This is a genomic window from Streptomyces sp. NPDC051561 (assembly GCF_044454195.1).
Lineage (GTDB): Bacteria > Actinomycetota > Actinomycetes > Streptomycetales > Streptomycetaceae > Streptomyces.
In genome coordinates this window covers 14,862-33,514 of sequence record NZ_JBITDM010000020.1, presented here as the reverse complement: position 1 = coordinate 33,514, position 18,653 = coordinate 14,862, and the positions used below count along the sequence as shown (strand labels likewise).

Sequence of the window (18,653 nt, the reverse complement as noted above, 5' to 3'; positions counted from 1 at the left end):
AGGTCCCCGTTTCGACGCCGTCCCCCAGGAGCAACCATGCCCGGCCACGGCCACACGCCGCCGCGCAGCCAGCCCAGCCCCGCCGTCCTGGTGACGCTGAGGGTGGTCTTCACCGTGCTCGCCCTGTGCACCTGCGGGTTGTTGACCTGGGCGGCGCCGCTGCGGATCGCGATACTGAGGCAGCGGGCGACGGACTGGGTGATCTTCTCCGCCGTGGCGTTCCTGGGGATAGGCACCCTGATGATCGTCGGCACCCTCGGGGCCCCGCCGCCGCCGGACGGCGGGGAGACCGAGTTCAACACCGTGGACACGGTGGGCATGTTGCTGCTGCTCGCCATGTCTGCCGCCGTGACGGCGTACTACCTGGTCGCGGACATCAAGCACTACCGGACCGCCCGCCCGCAGCCCTGGGGCGAGGCGCCGCGCGGCTGGGGGTCCATCGACGGGCCCGCGCAAGCCGGCCCGTACGCGGGACCGCAGCACTCCAGGCCGACCGGCCCGCAGCACCCCATGGTGGCAGGCCCGCAGCACCCCATGGCGGCAGGCCAGCAGGACCGGCCGACGTACCCGCACCCGCAGCAGCAGAGCCCGGCCCCGGGGCCGTCGTACGGCTACCCGCCCCAGCAGCCGCAGCGGTCCCAGCACCAGCAGCCACCCCAACAGCCGCAATCGCAGCCTCACCAGCAATCGCAGCCGCAACCCCAGACCCAACAGCCGCCCCTCCAGCCCCAGTCGCCCCTCCCGCCCCCGCCCCGCATCAATCAAGTCCGTGCCGAGCTCGACGAGTTGAGTGAGCTCCTCCGCAAGGACAAGCCCGAGGACCAGCACGGCGCCGGAGGGCACTCCCGGTGAACGGCCGTGTCATCGCCGCCCGTTACGAGCTCTCCACCCTGATCGGCCAGGGCGGCATGGGCCAGGTCTGGACGGCGTACGACCAGCGCCTGGACCGTCGCGTCGCCGTCAAGCTGCTGCGCCCCGACCGGATGGCCGCCGCCACCGAGGCCGAGGACATGCGCCGCCGCTTCGTGCGCGAGTGCCGGGTCACCGCGCAGGTCGACCACCCCGGACTGGTCACCGTGCACGACGCGGGCAGCGACAACGACGACCTCTACCTGGTCATGCAGTACGTCGAGGGCTCCGACCTCGCCGATCACCTCGCCGAACACGACCCCTACCCCTGGCAGTGGGCCGTCTCGGTCGCCGCCCAGCTCTGCGCGGTGCTCTCCGCCGTGCACGCGGTGCCGATCGTCCACCGCGACCTCAAGCCCCGCAACGTCATGGTCAAACCGGACGGCACACTGACCGTCCTCGACCTCGGCGTCGCCTCCGTACTCGACACCGACACCACCCGCCTCACGCACACAGGCACCCCCATCGGCACGCCCGCCTACATGGCGCCCGAGCAGGCGATGGGCGGCGCCGTCGGCCCGTACACCGACGTCTACGCACTCGGTGTGCTGCTGCACGAACTCCTCACCGGAGACGTCCCGTTCGCCGGCACCACCGCGCTCGGCATCCTGCACCGCCACCTCTACGAGCCGCCGCTGCCGATCCGCCAGGGCCGCCCGGAGGTCCCGGAACCGCTCGAAGCACTGGTGCTCGACCTGCTCGCCAAGGACCCCCAGCACCGGCCGGCTTCCGCGCAGGAGGTGTACGAGCGGCTCGCGCCGCTGCTCCCGGCGCGCGGAATGCCGATGAGCGGCCCCCTCGACCCCACGCGCCCCTTCCTGCGTCCGCACGCCCCCTGGCCGGACCGGGCGACGACCGTGCCGCCGCCGGTACAGGTGCCCGCGCCCGGCTCCGTACCCCCGCCACCGCACCACGCACCGGCAGCGCACACACCGCCCCCGCCCACCAGGCCCGATGTCGCGGCCGCCGTCGACGAGGTCAAGCAACTCCTCGGCGAGGGCCGCATCACCCAGGCCGTCGACATCCTCGGCAACATCCTTCCGGCGGCCGCCGCCGAGCACGGCGAACGCTCCCCGGTGGTAAGGATCCTGCGCAAGCAGTACGCGGCGACCCTGCTCGACGACGGCCAGTACCGCCGCGCCCTGCCCGAGCTGCGCCGCCTCGCCGACGACCGCGCGCACGAGAGCGGACCGGCCGATCCGCAGGCGCTCCAGTTCCGGTACGACGCCGCCCAGTGCCTGGAGCAGCTCGGCGAACCCGCCGCCGCGCTCGCCGAATACCGGGCCCTGCTCCCGTACCACGAGAACAGCTACGTCTCCGGGAGCGACCCGTCGCGCGCCTTCGAACTGAGGCTGCGCATCGCCCAGTTGCTGCTCGCGCTGGGCGATCACGCGGAGGCCGCCCGCCTGTTGCAGGGGCTGCTGTACGACGCGGAGCGGGTGTACGGGGCGTACCACCCGCTGGTGACGGAGGTGCGCCGGGCGGTGGAGCGGCAGCATCGGCTGGGGGGTGGCAGGAGGTGAGGCGGACCCGGTACGGCGGGTCCGCCCGGCAGGGCCCCACATCGGCCGCCGGTCTTCCCGGCGAAGCTCCGCACCGTCTGCCGCCCTGCCCGGCAAAGCCCCGCACCTCCCGTCACCCCCGGTTCGTCCCGCCGTCGCCCCAGGGTCATGCCCTCCTCGGCCGGGCCGCATAGCGTCCCGCCCATGCCACTGCTGACCCACCCCCTCGCCCGCCGCGCCCTGCGCCCCTTCGCGGCCCTGGTCGACCAGCGCGTACGCATCCAGACCCGCTCCACCAGCAGCGAGATCGCCGCACTGCGGGCCGAACTCGACGGGCTCAGGAAGCAGAGTTACGCGGTGGGCATGCTGCTCGACCGGACCGGAAGGGGCGCGCACAGGATGCCGTCCGAGGAGCAGATCGCCACCCTGGTCGCGCAGGTGTCCGAGGTCAGCGGCAACCCGCACGCGCGACGGGCGGTCACCTCGGCCTTCCGTACCGTCGTCGCCCTCGAAGCACTCGGTGTCGGGCGCCTCGCCGGCGGTACCTCGAACGTCTGCGGCAAGCTCGCCACCATCCCGCTGCTCGCCCCGCCCAACCCCGACGTGCTCGAAATCGGCACCCTGCACGGCCTGTTCGCCACCGCCCTGACCCGGATGATGCACCGCGAGGGCACCGAGCCCCGGCTGACCGTCGTCGACCCCTTGATCGGCTCGCAGCTCCAGCCGGACGCGGTCCGCGACAACGCCGACCCGACCGGCACCCCGGTCCGTGAGGACGTCGTACGGGCGAACCTGGCGCTGGCCGGGGCCAGCCTGGTGCCGGGTGACGGTGGCAGCCCGACCGCCCGTATCTTCAAGGGGTTCTCGCAGGACCCGGAGATCCGAGCGGCGGCCTCGGACCGGAAGTACGGCGTGATCGTCGTCGACGGGGACCACTCCAGGGACGGGGTGCTCGACGACCTCCGGTGGGTCGAGGGGATCGTCGCCGACGGAGGAGTGGTGGTGCTCGACGACTACGGCGACGCGGCGTGGCCCGGAGTGCGGGAGGCGTGGGAGGCGCACCTCGCGAGCGGGGATACGCGGCTGGAAATGCTGGGGCGGGTGGCGACGTCCGCCTTCCTCAGGCGAGTGTGAACCGGGACGTGCGCGATGCGGTGCCTGCGGGGCGGGAGGGTCGCGAAGGTGGCGAGGGTCGCGAGGGTGGCGTGGCGGTCGGGGAGGGGGTGCCCGGGCCGGCAGCGGTGTCCTCGCGGATGCTGCAGGTGGTGCGTTTCGGCCTGGTGGGGGCGGTGAACACCGGCACCTTCTACGGCTGTTACCTGCTGCTGAACCGATGGCTGCCGTACTACCCCGCCTATGTGCTGGCCTTCCTGCTCAGCATGGTGGGCTCCTTCTTCCTCAACACGTACTTCACCTACCGCACCCGGCCCACCTGGCGAAAGTTCCTGCTCTTCCCTCTCACCAACCTCACCAATTTCACCGTCACTTCGGTGGGCGTGTACGTGCTGGTGGAGTGGTGGGGAGTGGGGGAGGGGGTCGCGCCGCTGGTGGCGGCGGTGGCGGCGATCCCGGTGACGTTCGTGCTCTCGCGGAGGATTCTTACGGGGTAGGGGTAGGGGTAGGGGGCGGGGGTGGGTTGCGCGGTTGTACGCCGTACAGGGAGCCATGTACGGCGTACAAGGCTTCCTGCACGCCGTACAGGTGCCTTGTACGCCGTACAGGTGCGCCGAGCAGCCGCGTCTACGGCGTACAGGTTCCTTCTACGACGTACAGGTTCCTCTACGGCGTACAGGAGCGACGAGCTACACGTCCGGCGGGTCACACGCCGGAGGGGGCGAGGGTGTCCGCCGGGGTGTCGCCCGACGCACCCCCGGTGGGACCCCCGGTGGCGGCTGACGTGCCCCCACCGACGCGCCCCGCACGCCTCTTCCCCCGCAGCGTCACCATGGCCCCCACCACTCCCATCAACCCGACCGATCCCACGCCCACCGCCAGCCCCGCCCGCAGCCCCGGCGGCCGGAATTCGCAGCGGATCTCCCGCGCGCCGCCGCCCAGCGGGACCGCGATCAGCCCCAAGTAGCTGTCGGCGGGCCGCAGGTCACCGCCGTCCGCCGCGCACTGCCACCCCGCGATCCGGGGAACCGCCAGTACGGCAGTACCGGCGGCCGGACCCGCCGGTCCGCCCTCCTGACGTCGGCCGGCCCCCGCGAACACCGCGCGCACCGAACCGTCACCCACCTCCACGGACACCGCGCCGGCCGCCCTCAACTCCCGTACCGCAGCCGACAACCGGTCCTCCCGCAGGCACGCCACCTCCGCCCCACGCTTCCCCGACCCCGTCAGGGCCACCCGCACGCTGCCGTCCGTGCCCGCCACTCCCAGTTGCTGCATGGGTGCCCGCACCCGGCCCCGCTTGGCGTCGAAGTGGATGTCCTTCGCGTCGGTCGCCGCCAGCCGGGCCGTTCCCTTGAACCCCGGCGCCCACAGGAACACCGGCGCGCCCGCAGTGCACGACCCCGCAGTCCCCGACAACCGCTCGTACACCTTGGCCCCCAGCAGCAACTCCTGATTGGCGAACGCCGAACGGCCGAAACGAACCCGGCCGCCACCCCCACTCCGCACCGTCACCAGCGGTGCGGCCTCCCTGCGTACGACCGTGAACTCGGCGTCCGCCCCTTGCCGATATGTCGACCTGAGTCGTACTCCCACTCCGAACAGGGCGTCCGTCACCGGATTGTCCAGACTGTGCGGGGCGCGCCCACTGCCGTTCCAGCCGTCGCCGAGGGCACCCAGGGTCCGGGTCAGAACGGCGGAGGTCATGCTGCTGTAGTACGAGGCGCCCTGGCCGCCGACCACCATCGCGTCGTTGTGCACGGTCTGCGCCCGGCCGGGGTCGGTGCGGTGGCGCGGCCAGTCGTCGTGCGCCGCTATCGTCCGGCTCTGTGCCACCTGCCTTACACCGTATGGTGCGTGATCGTCCTGGGTGGCGACCCGCCGCTTCGCCGCCCAGGCGGTGGTCAGCGCCGACTGCCCGACCGTGCACCCGATCAGCAGCACGGCCGCCCCCACGACGTACCACCGCCGCCCCCTGGCCCCGGACCTCAGCAGCACCAGCCCCCCGACCACCGCCACCAATCCGGCCCCCGCCCCCAGCCAGACCCACCGCCCGCCGTACGGACTCGCCGCCCCCACCACTCCCACCAGCACCAGACACCCCACCCCACCGGCAAGCGACCACCTCCCCGGCAGCGGGGCGCCGGCCGCCCCTTCCCTCGCGGCCTGCACTCCGCGACTCCCCGGGGCCCCGCCACTCACATGCGCCCCACCGCTCAACGACACCCACGCCGCCATCACCAGCACCCCGCTCAGCACGAACGTCTGCCGGTATGGGCTGCCGTTCGGCTCCGCGAAGGCGTGCCACGCCAGATGGGTCGGCCCCCACTGCATCGACACCAGCACCGCCACTGCCAGCGCACACCACCCCACCCGCACCCGTGCCGCGACCCTCCGGTGGAAGGGCAGCGCGAAGGCGAGCACCAGCACCAGCGCAGTCACATACATGGCCGGCGAACTGAAGCCGTACGTCCCCGGAAGCAACCGCGCCAGCACCTCCCCCCACCCGGCCTGCCGGAACGTCAGCCCCATCCCCGGGTACGCCCGACGCGTCCCCGCGAAGACGGTGAACAGCACCGGCGCCGACACCCCGATCCCGAGCGCCACCGCCGCCCCCGCCCGCAGCACCGTCCGCAACCGGTCCCGCACCGGCCCGCCGTCCATCAGCAGCCGTGCCACCAGCACCAGCCCGGCACCGACCGTCGCCATGTACGCCGTATAGAAGTTGGCGACCCACACGAGTGCGACCAGCAGCACCCCGCCCCCGAACCACACCCGCAGCCGGCGCCCCGTACGCACCCATTCCCCCACCAGGCACAGCAACGGAAAGGCGATCAGCCCGTCCAGCCACATCGGGTTGTACGAGGCCTCGATCACCGACCACCCGCACAGCGCATACGCGGCTCCGAGCGCACCCGCCAGCCACCAACCCCCATACGCCGTAGAAGGGTTGTCACCGTCAGCTGCTGTCGACTTATCGCTGTACGCCGTAAGGGGCTTACCCCTGTACTCCGTAAGGGACTCAGTCCCATACGCCGTAGAGGCCCCACTCCCATGCACCGTAGAAGCCCCCCGTGCCCCCCACGCCCCCCGCATCGTCATCAGCAGCCACGCCATCACCGCCGCCGCCGTCGCGATCCGCGCCACCGACGACACGTACACCGCAAGGTCGATCTGCTCGCGTGGGAACAGGGCGACCAGGAACGCGAACGGGCTCGACAGATACGTCCCCATGTCCGGAAGGAAGCTGGAGCCGTATCCGGACTGCCAGTTGATCAGCCAGCCGCCGTCCGCGCGGCCGTGCAGTACGTCCCACAGATGGGCATGGAAGGGGACGAACTGGGTGCCGAGGTCGTTCACGTTCCGGTTCATCGTCCCGAACGGCTGGCTGCCGGCCAGTGCGGAGCCCAGGCAGTGGGTGAAAGCGGCGACGGCGGCGGCCAGCAGCGAAGCCGCCGCGACGGGACGCCGCCGGGAGAGTCCGAGCAGGCGGGGAAGGGGGCGCATGAGGCCGACCGTAAACACCTCGCCAGGCCTTTCACCAGCACTCCGCAATTCCGTTAACCAAATCGCCCTTCGCCGGTCACTCAGGCCCTGAAAGAACGTCATCTGCCCGCGCTGCCATGACTCATGCTCATCTCCCTCGTTGTGCCCTGTTTTCACGAGGCGGACATCGTGCGGCGATTCCATTCCCATGTGGCACGGGAAATCGCCCCGCTCGCCCCCACCGCAGAATTCGAATTCGTGTACGTGGACGACGGAAGTCGAGATGCCACCCTCGGCCATCTCCGCGACATCGCCGCCACCGACCACCGCGTCCGCTACGTATCCTTCAGCCGCAATTTCGGCAAGGAATCCGCCATGCTGGCCGGCCTGCGGCACGCGGAGGGCGACGCGGTGGTCATCATGGACGCCGACCTCCAGCACCCACCCGAACTCATCGGCCGGATGCTGGAACTCCACCACCAGGGCCACGACCAGGTCGTCGCCCGCCGTACCCGCACCGGCGACCGCGTCACCCGCACCCTCACCGCCCGCGCCTACTACCGTCTCGTCAATCGACTTGTCGACGTGGAACTCGTCGACGGAGTGGGTGACTTCCGCCTGCTCTCCCGCCGCGCCGTCGACGCCGTACTCCAGCTCACCGAATACAACCGCTTCTCCAAAGGCCTCTTCGCCTGGATCGGATTCCCGACGGCGACCTTCACCTACGAAAACCTCGCCCGCGAACAGGGTCGCTCCACCTGGACCTTCGGGAAACTCCTCAACTACGGCCTGGACGGCGTTCTTTCCTTCAACAACAAACCCCTCCGAGCCGCCCTCTACCTGGGCCTGCTCTTGCTCGCTCTCGCCTTCGCATACACGGCGTGGATTGTTGGTGACGCCCTCGTCAACGGAGTGAAAACCCCCGGTTATGTGACCCTGCTCGTCGCCGTCACCGCACTCGCCGGCGTACAGATGGTGATGCTCGGAGTCGTCGGCGAATACGTCGGCCGGATCTATTACGAGGCCAAACGCCGCCCCCACTTCCTGGTGAGCGAGACGAACACCAGCCCGCGCCCCGCCCCCGGCGCATCCCCGTATCCCGGCGACTCGTTGGTCGAACCAGTGGCCCGGACCACTCCGGCTGCCTAACATCAACTCCGCAAGGCCAGTTAGCCCACCCGACACTCCACTTCACCGAGCTGCGATCACCGCCCCGGGAGGCACCCTTTGCACCGCCGCACGCGCACCCGCACCACACTCCTCCTCTCTGCCGGACTGCTCGCCGCAGCCCCGCTCCTCACCGCGTGCGGCAGCGACGCGCATCCCGGCGCGGCAGCCCTGGTGGGCGGCGAACGCATCGAGGTGTCGTCCCTGCAGAGTCAGGTCAAGGACGTACGGGCGGCGCAGGCGAAGACCCCGCAGGCGGCCCAGCTGGTCAGCAGCACCGGCCAGCTCGGCCGCGCCAAGCTGCACGGCATGATCTTCGCCATGGTCGTGGAGCGCGCCGCGAAGGACGCGGGGATCACCGTCACCCGCAAGGAGATCCAGCAGACCCGCGCAGCCGCCGTCTCCTACGAGGGCGGCGAGGACAAGGTCGCCGCCAAGCTGCTCGGCCGCGGTTACGCGCCGGACCAGATCGAGGAGGCCCTGCGCCAGGAGATCCTGCTCACCAAGCTCTCCGCCGCCAACCAGGCCGACCTCGCCACCCCCGAGGGCCAGCAGAAGATCACCGCGGTCCTCGCCAAGGCCTCCAAGGCCCTGAAGATCAACGTCAACCCGCGCTACGGCTCCTGGAACAACGAGCAGATCGGCCTCGGCGAGTACCGCACCCCGTGGATCACCCAGAAGACCAAGACCACCGACGACGCCGAGGCGGCGGGACAGCCGGGCGAGGGCCAGGGTCCGGGCGAGGGTCAGGGCCAGGGCCCGGGCGAGGGTCAGGCACCGGAGCCCCAGCAGGCGCCGTAACCGTCCTCGCCCCCCGCCGTCCCCCAGCCGCCCTCCTCCCTCCCGCACCCCACCGCGGCGGGCGTTGTCGGACCCCCCGGGTACCGTCGAAGACGTGACCACCGAAACACCCGACGCCCGCGCCGCCGCCGACGCTCCCGCCCCCGGCCGCATCGTCCTGCTCACCGCCAGTCACCGGGTCGCCCCCGGCCTGCTGTCCTGGCCCGCCTGGCAGACGCTGCGCGCCGCGGACCGGGTGCTGTGCGCCGACACCCGCCACCCGCAGCTGCCGTACCTCCACGAGGCGGGCGTCACCGTCGAGCACCACGTCCCGACGGCCGAGGAACTCGTCGCCTACTGCACCGAGGGCGACCGCACCGCCGTCGTCCTGCCCTCCGGCGAGGGAGACCAGCGTCTCACCGACGGCCTCGCCCGCCTCGCCGGATCCAACCGGGTCCAGATGCCCGACCTGGAGCTGCTCCCCGGTTCGTACGACCTTCCCGGCGCCCGGTTCCTCGACCTGGTCGACGTCATGGACCGGATCCGCCGCGAGTGCCCGTGGTCCTCCACCCAGACCCACCAGGGCCTTGCCAAGTACGGCATCGAAGAGTCCTACGAACTCGTCGAGGCCATCGAGACCGGCGACCGCACCGAACTCCGCGAGGAGCTCGGTGACGTCCTCCTCCAGGTCGTCTTCCACGCCCGCATCGCCCAGGAGGCCTCCGGCGAGGAAGGCGACGAGCCCTTCTCCATCGACGACGTCGCCGCCACCCTCATCGACAAGCTCATCCACCGGCACCCCCATGTCTTCGGCGACGCCACCGCCGAAACCCCCGCCGACGTCAAGGCCCACTGGCTCCGCACCAAGGCGGTCGAAAAGCAACGCGACTCGATCACCGAAGGCATCCCGCTCGGCCAGCCCGCCCTGGCCCTGGCGGCCAAGCTGGCTTCCCGGGTACGCACGGCGGGGCTCGAAGCGCCGCTCCCGAGCGGCGACGGCGGCATCGGCTACCAGCTGCTGGCACTGGCGGCACGGGCCGAGGAGTCGGGGACGGACCCGGAGACGGCGCTCAGGGCCGCCGCCCGCACCTACCGGGACGCGATCGTCGCCGCCGAGCGGGCGGGGGCTGAGTAGGGTCGCCCATGTGGCGCCCAGAAGTCGGCCGTGCTGCTCGGCCGTGTCCTACTGGACCGCACCGAGTGCTGACTGCGCGCCGCTGCCGAGGCGGGCGACCACGAAGCGGCACTCCGGTCGGCCAACCTTCGAGAGCCTTCGGTCCTCGTGGGGCGTGCCTCTTCACGCTCGGCGCGGCGTGAAAGCAACCGGCAGCACCCGAAGCCCCCGCATGATCAACCCACCGCGCCAGCGCAGCTCCTCCGGAGCCACCGCCAACTCCAGGTCCGGCAGCCGGCGCAGCAGCGTGGCCAGCGCGGTCTGGCCCTCCAGCCGGGCTAGCGGAGCGCCGATGCAGTAGTGGATGCCATGGCCGTAGCCCAGGTGCGGGTTGTCCTTGCGGGCGAGGTCAAGGGTGTTGGGGCAGTCGAACTTCGCGGGGTCGCGGTCGGCGGCGGCCAGCACGACGAGGACGGGGTCCCCGACGGCGATCGAGATGCCACCGATTTCGAGGGGTTCCGTCGCATATCGCCACGTGGCCATCTCCACCGGGCCGTCGAATCGGAGCAGTTCCTCGACCCCCGTTTCCAGTAGAGCCGTTTCGCCACGGTCGAGACTCTCCTGGAGAAGGCTCCTCTGTGCGGGGTTCTTCATGAGGGCGAGTGCCCCATTGCCGATGAGATTCAAAGTGGTTTCGAATCCCGCGAAGAGAAGCACGAAGCACATGGCCACGGCTTCTTCCTCGGTGAGGTGTTCGCCGTGATCGCTGGCCCGGATCAATCCGGAGATCAGGTCGTCCTCCGACCCGTCGGCCCCGAGGGTTTCACGTTTACGGTGAATCAACTCGGCAAGGTAATTCCGGATCTTCTTCACGGATCGCGCCACCCCGCCCCGCGGCCCACCCCCGTGGCGAATCATCATTCCGGCCCAGTCGCGGAAGTCGTCCTGGTCCTCACGGGGCACACCCAGGAGATCGCAAATCGCGTAAATGGGCAGCGGGAATGCGTATTCGTGAATGAGATCGGCTTCGCCCTTGGCCACGAACTGATCCAGGAGTTCGTCTGCCAACTCCTGCACCCGGGGCGCGAACTCCGCGACTCGGCGTGGGGTGAACGCCTTGGAGACGAGCCGCCGGAGCCGGGTGTGGTCCGGGGGATCGATGTTGAGCAGGTGCGTCATGAGGTTGGCGCTGCGTTCGCCAGGGATGCCGGTCCTGCTCTTTCCCGCGGCGTCCTCGGCGTGGTGGGCGGGGTTCTTGCTCAGCCGCTGATCGGCGAGCGCCTGCCGCGCATCGGAGTACCGGGTGACCAACCACGCCTCGACTCCGCTGGGCAGGGTGGTCCAGTGGACGGGGGAGTTCTCTCGCAGCCATGCGTACGAGGGATACGGGTCGGTGGCGAACTCCCAGGTGAAGAGTTCCGGCGTGGGATGCAGCGTGTTCACGCCACGACGGTACCCGGCCCGCTGACACGGGGCTTCGGCAGTGCGACGGGCGGCCCACGATGTGCCGTACTCCACGCGAATGCGTTTGTGAGTTCGACCGTATGTGTGGTGTGCGACGTGGGGGATCGGTTAATCAGCTCGCGGCTTCGGTCTCATAGCCCAGGGCGGAATCTGCGAAGGCCGGCTCAAGAGCCACCTTTCAGTCACTCTCTTCGGCAAGTACGTAGAGAAAGCAGTCTCCGGGGCTCTCGAAAGCCGCCCCGGGACGGACCGGCTTGTCGCAGACAGGCCACGGACCGGGGTCGCAGCCATCCCGGTGACAACAGCACGTACGAGCGCCGTGTCATCGAGTTGGGCGAAAGGGCCGCCGAGCAGAGGCGGCGAGGGGCCGGCCGCCATGTCACGTGACGGGCGCAAGGGGCTCTTCGGGACCCGACATCAGGGCACGGCACCCCATCAGGAAACGGCAGTTGATGTCATGGCAGTCGGGGTAGTGGCCCGTAGTCCTGGGCACGCTGGCCCGTGGTCCTGGGCACGCTGCACGCGAGCAGCCGAGGAGTTCCGGCACACCGTCGTCCGGCGATTCCGCCGCTCACTATCGCGGTGCGACACCGCTTTGGGGCTGCTGCGCCCGAAGTTGCCTGATGGGCGCGGCATGGACGGACGTCGCGCGCTTTTCGTACGGCGCGAGGTGGGCTGAAGCACACAGGATCTGACGCTTGTTCAGCAATGTGACCTTCGCGTGATCTGCACTGCATCGACTTGTGACGGGTGTTCGAGTAGGGCTACGTTCACGGGCGACTCGGTAGTCATGGTCCGAAATCCGAGTCGTCGTCAGCTGAAAGGCAACCGCATGCGTTCCGGGAACGGTCGGCACCGTCGTCCGCGTCAGGCACCCGCTCTCATCGTCGCGGCCGGGGTGACCGGGTCCGCGCTCGCGATTCCGCTGCTGGGTGCGACCAGCGCCTCGGCGGCGGATGCGAACACCTGGGACCGCGTCGCCGAGTGCGAGAGCGGTGGCATGTGGAGTGCCGACCTGGGCAACGGGTATTACGGCGGGCTCCAGTTCTCGCAGGAGAAGTGGGAGCAGTACGGCGGCGTGGAGTACGCGCCGCAGGCCGACCTCGCGAGCCGGGCGCAGCAGGTGAGGGTCGCCGAGAAGATGCTCGCGGCCGAGGGCCCGCAGGCGTGGCCCAGCTGTGCGGTCATATCCGGCCTGGCGCCGGGCGGTGGCAATGCCTCCGGTTCCGGTACGGGGGGCGTGGACGCCGCCGACCCGGGCGCGGACGCCGGTACGGATTCCGGTGCGCAGACCAGACCGCCGGCCGGGCACCCGACCGACGGGGACGCCCAGGACGGCACGCCGGACGCGGGTACTCCGTCCGGCGGGGCCACCGCACCGGCCACTCCCACCACTCCCGCCGAGCCCACCCCCGGCTCCAGCGTCTCGCCCAGCACGGGCCCGAACGCGACTCCGGGCGAGGGCACGGACCCGGATGCCGACCCGAGCACCGGGCGGCCCGCTCCGGGTGCCACGCCCGGCACGGAGACTCCCGCCACCCCGGGCCAGCCGGACGCCTCCACGGGCAACGGCAAGCACCGCGGTACGCCGGCCCCGGAGAACTCCCTTCCCGGAACGGGCAGTTCCGCGGATCCGTCGGCCGACCCGTCGCAGGATCCGGCCCAGGACCCGACCCAGGATCCGTCGGCCGACCCGTCCGCCGACCCCACCGCGCCTCCCGGCGCCGACGACCGCGAGTCCGGCCGCCACGCCTCGCGCGGGGGCGGCAAGTCCCCCGCGGGGCCCGGCGAGGAAGCGACGTACACCGTGCGGGCCGGTGACAACCTCTGGCACATCGCCGACGAGGAGAAGGTGCCCGGCGGCTGGGCGGCGCTCTACGAGGCCAACCGTGGCGAGCTGGGTGGCGACCCGGACCTCATCCTGCCTGGCCAGCACCTTGAGCTGGGCGCGAAGTAACCCGTAAGCAACCCGGAAACGTTCACAAAACTCGGGTAGTTCGAGGGTTTATGTCCGGTTTCGTGCGAGTGAGACATGAGTCTCTTCGCCCCAACTGGCGTGTCCCGTCCGGGTGCTCCTGCCGTGGCCCTTCTGACCTGCATAAACGGGCGGTGCGGAAGGGCAAGTAGGGGTGAGATGTCCCCGATGTTCGTCTTTGAACATCGGGGACTTGTGTGTTTACGGTCGTCCTCGTTCGCCACCGGTGAGCACCGGAGCCCGTCACGCCGAATCCTGCCGGCGGGCCTCGGGAGCAGTCGTCGCGTAAGCGCCGTAGGCAGGAGCGGGGGACCCAAGGTAAGTGCCGGGCCCGGACGTCGAAGGACGTGCGAGGAACGGCTTGGGGTGAAGCCGAAGAGTGGAACGCGAGTGCCGGTAAGGCAGTTGCGGGACGCGAAGCGGCCGGGCGAACTCACAGCCCGAACCCGACAGCTCACCTCGAAGGCGTCGGTGAGGGGATATTTCCATGTCGCTTTTCAGCAAGGGCAAGCACCGCCGTGCGTCCAAGGCCACCCGCGTCGCCGCCTACGCCGGTGTCGCCGGTGTGGCGGTAGCCGCTCCGCTGATGGGGGCCACCTCGGCCTCCGCCGCCTCCGTCGACACCTGGGACGCTGTCGCCCAGTGTGAGTCCGGCGGCAACTGGTCCATCAACACCGGTAACGGCTACTACGGCGGTCTGCAGTTCTCGCAGTCCTCCTGGGCCGCCGCGGGCGGTACCCAGTACGCCCCGCGCGCCGACCAGGCCTCCAAGGGCCAGCAGATAGCCGCGGCCGAGAAGCTGCTCGCCATCCAGGGCCCGGGTGCCTGGGCCTGCGCCGGCGCCGGCAACCTGAGCAACGACGGTGTCGACCCGGGCGTCAGCACCGGTTCGGGCTCCGCCAAGCAGTCCGCCCCGAAGGTGGAGAAGAAGCGCGAAGAGGCGCCCGCTTCCCGCAGCGAGACCCGCCAGGCCCCCAAGGTCGAGGTCCCCAAGGTCGAGTCCAAGGCCGGTGGCCAGATCAAGAAGGGTGACGGCGAGTACAAGGTCAAGTCCGGCGACACCCTCTCGAAGATCGCCGAGGCCAAGGGCGTCAAGGGCGGCTGGCAGCACATCGCAGACCTGAATGAGGACGTCGTTTCCAACGCCGACCTCATCTACCCGGGTCAGCAGCTCCACCTGAGCTGACCCCCGTGGGGGCGGCGGCCCACCCCCGCCGACCCCCATGCCGGACCCCGGCCGGGCGCGACTTCCCCCCGTACGCGCCGGGCCGGGGTCTTTTCCGTATCCGCTACGCCTTGATCCGCTGCGTCTCGATCCGCTGCGTCTCGCGGCCCGCATCCGTACACAAGGTGAACGCGCGGGCCACGGAAAGTTGCGACGCACAGAGTCTTTCGTCCTGTATTACAGGCATTCAGGCATCTTTTCGTCCCACGGGACGGTCGATCGGCTGGCCGATGGCCCCGGTCACGTTAGGCTCTTGTCGCAAGGCCGAAAGCGACCCTGCACTGCGCGCCCTCAGCGGGCGCCCCTTACGCGTCACATCCCATAAGGAGATGCTCGTGCCGTCCATCGACGTCGTCGTAGCCCGGGAAATCCTGGACTCCCGAGGCAACCCCACGGTCGAGGTCGAGGTCGGCCTCGACGACGGCAGCACGGGTCGTGCTGCTGTTCCGTCCGGCGCCTCCACCGGTGCCTTCGAAGCCATCGAGCTTCGTGACGGTGACCCCAACCGCTACATGGGCAAGGGTGTCGAGAAGGCCGTCCTCGCCGTCATCGAGCAGATCGGCCCGGAGCTCGTCGGCTACGACGCGACCGAGCAGCGCCTGATCGACCAGGCGATGTTCGACCTCGACGCCACCGAGAACAAGGGCTCCCTCGGCGCCAACGCCATCCTGGGTGTCTCCCTCGCCGTCGCGCACGCCGCGTCCGAGGCCTCGGACCTGCCGCTGTTCCGCTACCTCGGTGGCCCGAACGCGCACCTGCTGCCCGTCCCGATGATGAACATCCTCAACGGTGGGTCGCACGCCGACTCCAACGTCGACATCCAGGAGTTCATGATCGCCCCGATCGGCGCGGAGTCCTTCTCCGAGGCCCTTCGCTGGGGCGCCGAGGTCTACCACACCCTCAAGAAGGTGCTGAAGACCAAGGGCCTGTCCACCGGCCTGGGCGACGAGGGCGGCTTCGCCCCGAACCTGGAGTCCAACCGCGCCGCGCTCGACCTGATCGTCGAGGCCATCACGCAGGCCGGTTACATCCCCGGCGAGCAGATCGCGCTCGCGCTCGACGTCGCCGCGTCCGAGTTCTACAAGGACGGCAAGTACGAGTTCGAGGGCAAGTCCCGCTCGGCCGCCGAGATGACCGAGTACTACGAGGAGCTCGTCTCCGCGTACCCGATGGTCTCCATCGAGGACCCGCTGTACGAGGACGACTGGGCGGGCTGGAAGGTCCTCACCGACAAGCTGGGCGCCAAGGTCCAGATCGTCGGCGACGACCTCTTCGTCACCAACCCGGAGCGTCTGGCCCGCGGCATCGACGAGGGCTCCGCCAACGCGCTGCTCGTCAAGGTCAACCAGATCGGTTCGCTGACCGAGACCCTCGACGCCGTCGAGCTCGCCCAGCGCAACGGCTTCAAGTGCATGATGTCGCACCGTTCCGGCGAGACCGAGGACGTCACCATCGCCGACCTCGCGGTCGCGGTGAACTGCGGCCAGATCAAGACCGGCGCCCCGGCCCGCTCGGACCGCGTCGCCAAGTACAACCAGCTGCTGCGCATCGAGGAGATCCTCGACGACGCCGCGGTGTACGCCGGTCGCTCGGCGTTCCCGCGGTTTCGCTCTGCGAACTAGTCAGGCACAGCGCTCTGCGAACTAGTCAGGCTCAGCGCTCTGCGAACTAGTCAGGCTCAGCGCTCTGCGAACTAGTGACGCAGAGCGCTCTGACAACCAATAGGCGCAGCTGAGGCCAAGACCTCTTAAGCGCCCCGGCTGGCACGCCAGTCGTCCCTACGTCCCCGGCCACGGTCCCGTACCGTGTCCGGGGACGTAGGTGCGTACAGAGGCATCGGGGAGGCGGCAGGCAGTGGCAGGCAAGGACCGGTTCTCCACCACGACCAGGCTTCGGTTGCTCGGCGAGCAGACCGCCGCCCGTGTCTACCGTTCCCAGACCCGCCGGCAGGCCCGCCGTTCCCGGCTCACCGGCCGTGCCGCGCTGCTGGTCCTGGTGATGTGCACGCTGGTGGTGGCGCTCGCCTATCCGATACGGCAGTACTTCTCCCAGCGCACCGAGATCAATGACACCGAGCAGGCCAGGAACGAGGCGGAGCGCCGGGTGGAGCAGCTGCGCGACGCCAAGGCCAGGCTCCAGGACGACGCGTACATCGTGCGGCTCTCCCGTGAGCACCTTCACTATGTGAAGCCCGGCGAGACCGGCTTCACGGTGTACGACCCGAACGCGGGTGCCCCCCAGCGGCCCGGCCACGACGAGGCGGCCGACCAGCCCTGGTACTCCAACCTCTGGGGCGGCGTCGACGAGGCCGACCGCCAGGAGCCGTAGCCCCGGAACGCCGACCGGCCCCCTCCCCGTACCACCGCACCACCCCTCACCGGCAGAACAGAAGCGACAGAAGGCACGCATGGACACCCCGCCCCCGACCACGCCGCGCACCGAGCCCACCGACAGGGACATCGAGGCGTTCAAGCTCCAGCTGGGCCGCCCGCCGCGCGGGCTGCGCGCCATCGCGCACCGCTGCCCCTGCGGCAACCCGGACGTGGTCGAGACGGCCCCGCGGCTGGAGGACGGCACGCCGTTCCCGACGCTGTACTACATGACCTGCCCCAAGGCGACCGGCGCGATCGGCACTCTGGAGGGCTCCGGCCTGATGAAGGAGATGCAGGCGCGGCTGTCCACGGACCAGGAGCTGGCCGACACCTACCGGGCCGCGCACGAGGACTACCTGAAGCGGCGCGACGAGATCGAGGAGCTGGTGGGCTTTCCGAGCGCCGGCGGGATGCCCGACCGGGTGAAGTGCCTGCACGTACTGGTCGGCCACTCGCTGGTCGCGGGCCCCGGTGTGAACCCCTTCGGTGACGAGGCGCTCGCGCTGCTGCCCGAGTGGTGGGCCAAGGGCGCGTGCGTGACCCCTTGTGCCGACAAGTCGACGGAGGGTGACAAGTGACGCGCGTCGCGGCCATCGACTGCGGTACGAACTCGATCCGGCTGCTGGTCGCCGACGCGGACCCCGTGACGGGTGAGCTCGTCGACCTGGACCGGCGGATGACCGTCGTCCGGCTCGGCCAAGGCGTGGACAGGACCGGACGGCTGGCGCCCGAGGCGCTGGAGCGGACCTTCGCCGCGTGCCGTGAGTACGCGGAGATCATCAAGTCGCTCGGGGCGGAGAAGGTCCGCTTCGTGGCGACCTCCGCGTCCCGGGACGCGGAGAACCGGGACGAGTTCGTCAGTGGGGTGCTGGAGATCCTGGGCGTCGAGCCCGAGGTGATCACCGGCGACCAGGAGGCGGAGTTCTCCTTCACCGGGGCGACCAAGGAGCTGGCGGGCAGCGGCCAGGACTATCTGGTGGTGGACATCGGCGGCGGGTCCACCGAGATCGTGGCGGGCCGGGAGTCGGTGGAGGCCGCGCGGTCGGTCGACATCGGCTGCGTACGGCTGACCGAGCGGCACTCGCCCGCCGCTCCGGCGTCCCCGTTCGAGGTGGCCGCGATCCGTGCCGACATCGAGGCGGCCCTGGATCTGGCCGGGCAGAGCGTCCCGCTGGACGGGGGCGGCCGTACGCTCGTCGGTCTCGCCGGGTCGGTGACCACGGTCGCCGCGATCGCGCTGGGGCTGCCCGAGTACGACACCCGGGCCATCCACCACTCCCGGATCCCGTACGAGCGGGTCCGTGAGATCACCGAGTCGCTGATCGCCGCCACCCACGAGGAGAAGGCGTCGGTCGGCGCCATGCACCCCGGCCGGGTCGACGTCATCGTCGCGGGCTCGCTCATCCTGCTCGCCCTCATGGAGCGGACGGGCGCCGGCGAAGTGGTGGTCTCGGAGCACGACATTCTGGACGGCATCGGCTGGTCGATCGCCTGACGGAGGCCCGCCCGGCACCGCGCGGAACGAACTTCGTGAACTTCTTCACAA

15 protein-coding genes and 1 riboswitch are annotated in these 18,653 nt (G+C 70.4%); of the genes, 13 read left to right on the top strand and 2 right to left on the bottom strand.

Features of this window, described 5'->3' with window-relative positions:
• The first annotated feature begins 36 nt into the window (after window positions 1-36).
• The 4 genes from ACIA73_RS32185 to ACIA73_RS32170 all read left to right on the top strand — a co-directional run bounded on the left by ACIA73_RS32185 (window position 37) and on the right by ACIA73_RS32170 (window position 4,021).
• Window positions 37-852 (top strand): hypothetical protein, encoded by an 816-nt coding sequence (locus ACIA73_RS32185; RefSeq protein ID WP_399442411.1) that lies wholly within the window; start codon window positions 37-39, stop codon window positions 850-852.
• Window positions 849-2,432: a protein kinase gene (locus ACIA73_RS32180; RefSeq protein WP_399442410.1), complete on the top strand. Its 1,584-nt coding sequence runs from the start codon at window positions 849-851 to the stop codon at window positions 2,430-2,432. The genes ACIA73_RS32185 and ACIA73_RS32180 overlap by 4 nt, the downstream gene beginning before the upstream one ends.
• A 183-nt stretch (window positions 2,433-2,615) precedes the next feature.
• The gene (locus ACIA73_RS32175; RefSeq protein WP_399442409.1) at window positions 2,616-3,545 is read left to right on the top strand and encodes a class I SAM-dependent methyltransferase; all 930 of its coding nucleotides are present in this window, start codon (window positions 2,616-2,618) and stop codon (window positions 3,543-3,545) included.
• A 119-nt stretch (window positions 3,546-3,664) separates the two neighbouring features.
• Window positions 3,665-4,021 (top strand): GtrA family protein, encoded by a 357-nt coding sequence (locus tag ACIA73_RS32170; RefSeq protein ID WP_399442502.1) that lies wholly within the window; start codon window positions 3,665-3,667, stop codon window positions 4,019-4,021.
• Between the two features lie 208 nt (window positions 4,022-4,229).
• Here ACIA73_RS32170 and ACIA73_RS32165 read toward each other — a convergent pair whose 3' ends face one another.
• On the bottom strand, window positions 4,230-7,031 hold the full coding sequence (locus ACIA73_RS32165; RefSeq protein WP_399442408.1) for a YfhO family protein: 2,802 nt from the start codon (window positions 7,029-7,031) through the stop codon (window positions 4,230-4,232).
• 123 nt (window positions 7,032-7,154) lie between these two features.
• On the opposite strand from ACIA73_RS32165, the gene ACIA73_RS32160 reads away from it, so the two are divergent.
• The 3 genes from ACIA73_RS32160 (at window position 7,155) to ACIA73_RS32150 (ending at window position 10,092) form a co-directional block, all read left to right on the top strand.
• A complete protein-coding gene (locus tag ACIA73_RS32160) occupies window positions 7,155-8,159 on the top strand; it encodes a glycosyltransferase family 2 protein (protein ID WP_399442407.1) in 1,005 nt (334 codons plus the stop codon).
• Between the two features lie 78 nt (window positions 8,160-8,237).
• Window positions 8,238-8,978: a SurA N-terminal domain-containing protein gene (locus ACIA73_RS32155; RefSeq protein ID WP_399442406.1), complete on the top strand. Its 741-nt coding sequence runs from the start codon at window positions 8,238-8,240 to the stop codon at window positions 8,976-8,978.
• A gap of 94 nt (window positions 8,979-9,072) precedes the next feature.
• Window positions 9,073-10,092 (top strand): nucleoside triphosphate pyrophosphohydrolase, encoded by a 1,020-nt coding sequence (locus ACIA73_RS32150; protein ID WP_399442405.1) that lies wholly within the window; start codon window positions 9,073-9,075, stop codon window positions 10,090-10,092.
• A 162-nt stretch (window positions 10,093-10,254) separates the two neighbouring features.
• On the opposite strand, the gene ACIA73_RS32145 is transcribed toward ACIA73_RS32150, so the two are convergent.
• The gene (locus ACIA73_RS32145; RefSeq protein ID WP_399442403.1) at window positions 10,255-11,514 is read right to left on the bottom strand and encodes a cytochrome P450; all 1,260 of its coding nucleotides are present in this window, start codon (window positions 11,512-11,514) and stop codon (window positions 10,255-10,257) included.
• 853 nt (window positions 11,515-12,367) lie between these two features.
• Between ACIA73_RS32145 and ACIA73_RS32140 the strand changes: the two genes are divergently transcribed.
• The 6 genes from ACIA73_RS32140 to ACIA73_RS32115 all read left to right on the top strand — a co-directional run bounded on the left by ACIA73_RS32140 (window position 12,368) and on the right by ACIA73_RS32115 (window position 18,602).
• Window positions 12,368-13,492 carry a transglycosylase family protein gene (locus tag ACIA73_RS32140; protein WP_399442402.1) on the top strand — a complete coding sequence of 375 codons (1,125 nt, stop codon included), beginning with the start codon at window positions 12,368-12,370 and terminating at the stop codon, window positions 13,490-13,492.
• 298 nt (window positions 13,493-13,790) lie between these two features.
• Window positions 13,791-13,993, top strand: a riboswitch (cyclic di-AMP (ydaO/yuaA leader).
• A 4-nt stretch (window positions 13,994-13,997) separates the two neighbouring features.
• Complete coding sequence (locus tag ACIA73_RS32135; RefSeq protein WP_399442401.1) at window positions 13,998-14,696, top strand: transglycosylase family protein; 699 nt, start codon at window positions 13,998-14,000, stop codon at window positions 14,694-14,696.
• A 368-nt stretch (window positions 14,697-15,064) separates the two neighbouring features.
• Window positions 15,065-16,357: a phosphopyruvate hydratase gene (gene eno / locus ACIA73_RS32130; RefSeq protein ID WP_399442400.1), complete on the top strand. Its 1,293-nt coding sequence runs from the start codon at window positions 15,065-15,067 to the stop codon at window positions 16,355-16,357.
• A gap of 232 nt (window positions 16,358-16,589) precedes the next feature.
• Window positions 16,590-17,063 carry a septum formation initiator family protein gene (locus ACIA73_RS32125; RefSeq protein ID WP_399442399.1) on the top strand — a complete coding sequence of 158 codons (474 nt, stop codon included), beginning with the start codon at window positions 16,590-16,592 and terminating at the stop codon, window positions 17,061-17,063.
• 79 nt (window positions 17,064-17,142) lie between these two features.
• A complete protein-coding gene (locus ACIA73_RS32120) occupies window positions 17,143-17,685 on the top strand; it encodes a DUF501 domain-containing protein (RefSeq protein ID WP_399442397.1) in 543 nt (180 codons plus the stop codon).
• Window positions 17,682-18,602: an exopolyphosphatase gene (locus ACIA73_RS32115; RefSeq protein WP_399442396.1), complete on the top strand. Its 921-nt coding sequence runs from the start codon at window positions 17,682-17,684 to the stop codon at window positions 18,600-18,602. Before ACIA73_RS32120 ends, ACIA73_RS32115 begins: the two co-directional genes overlap by 4 nt.
• Window positions 18,603-18,653: the final 51 nt, after the last annotated feature.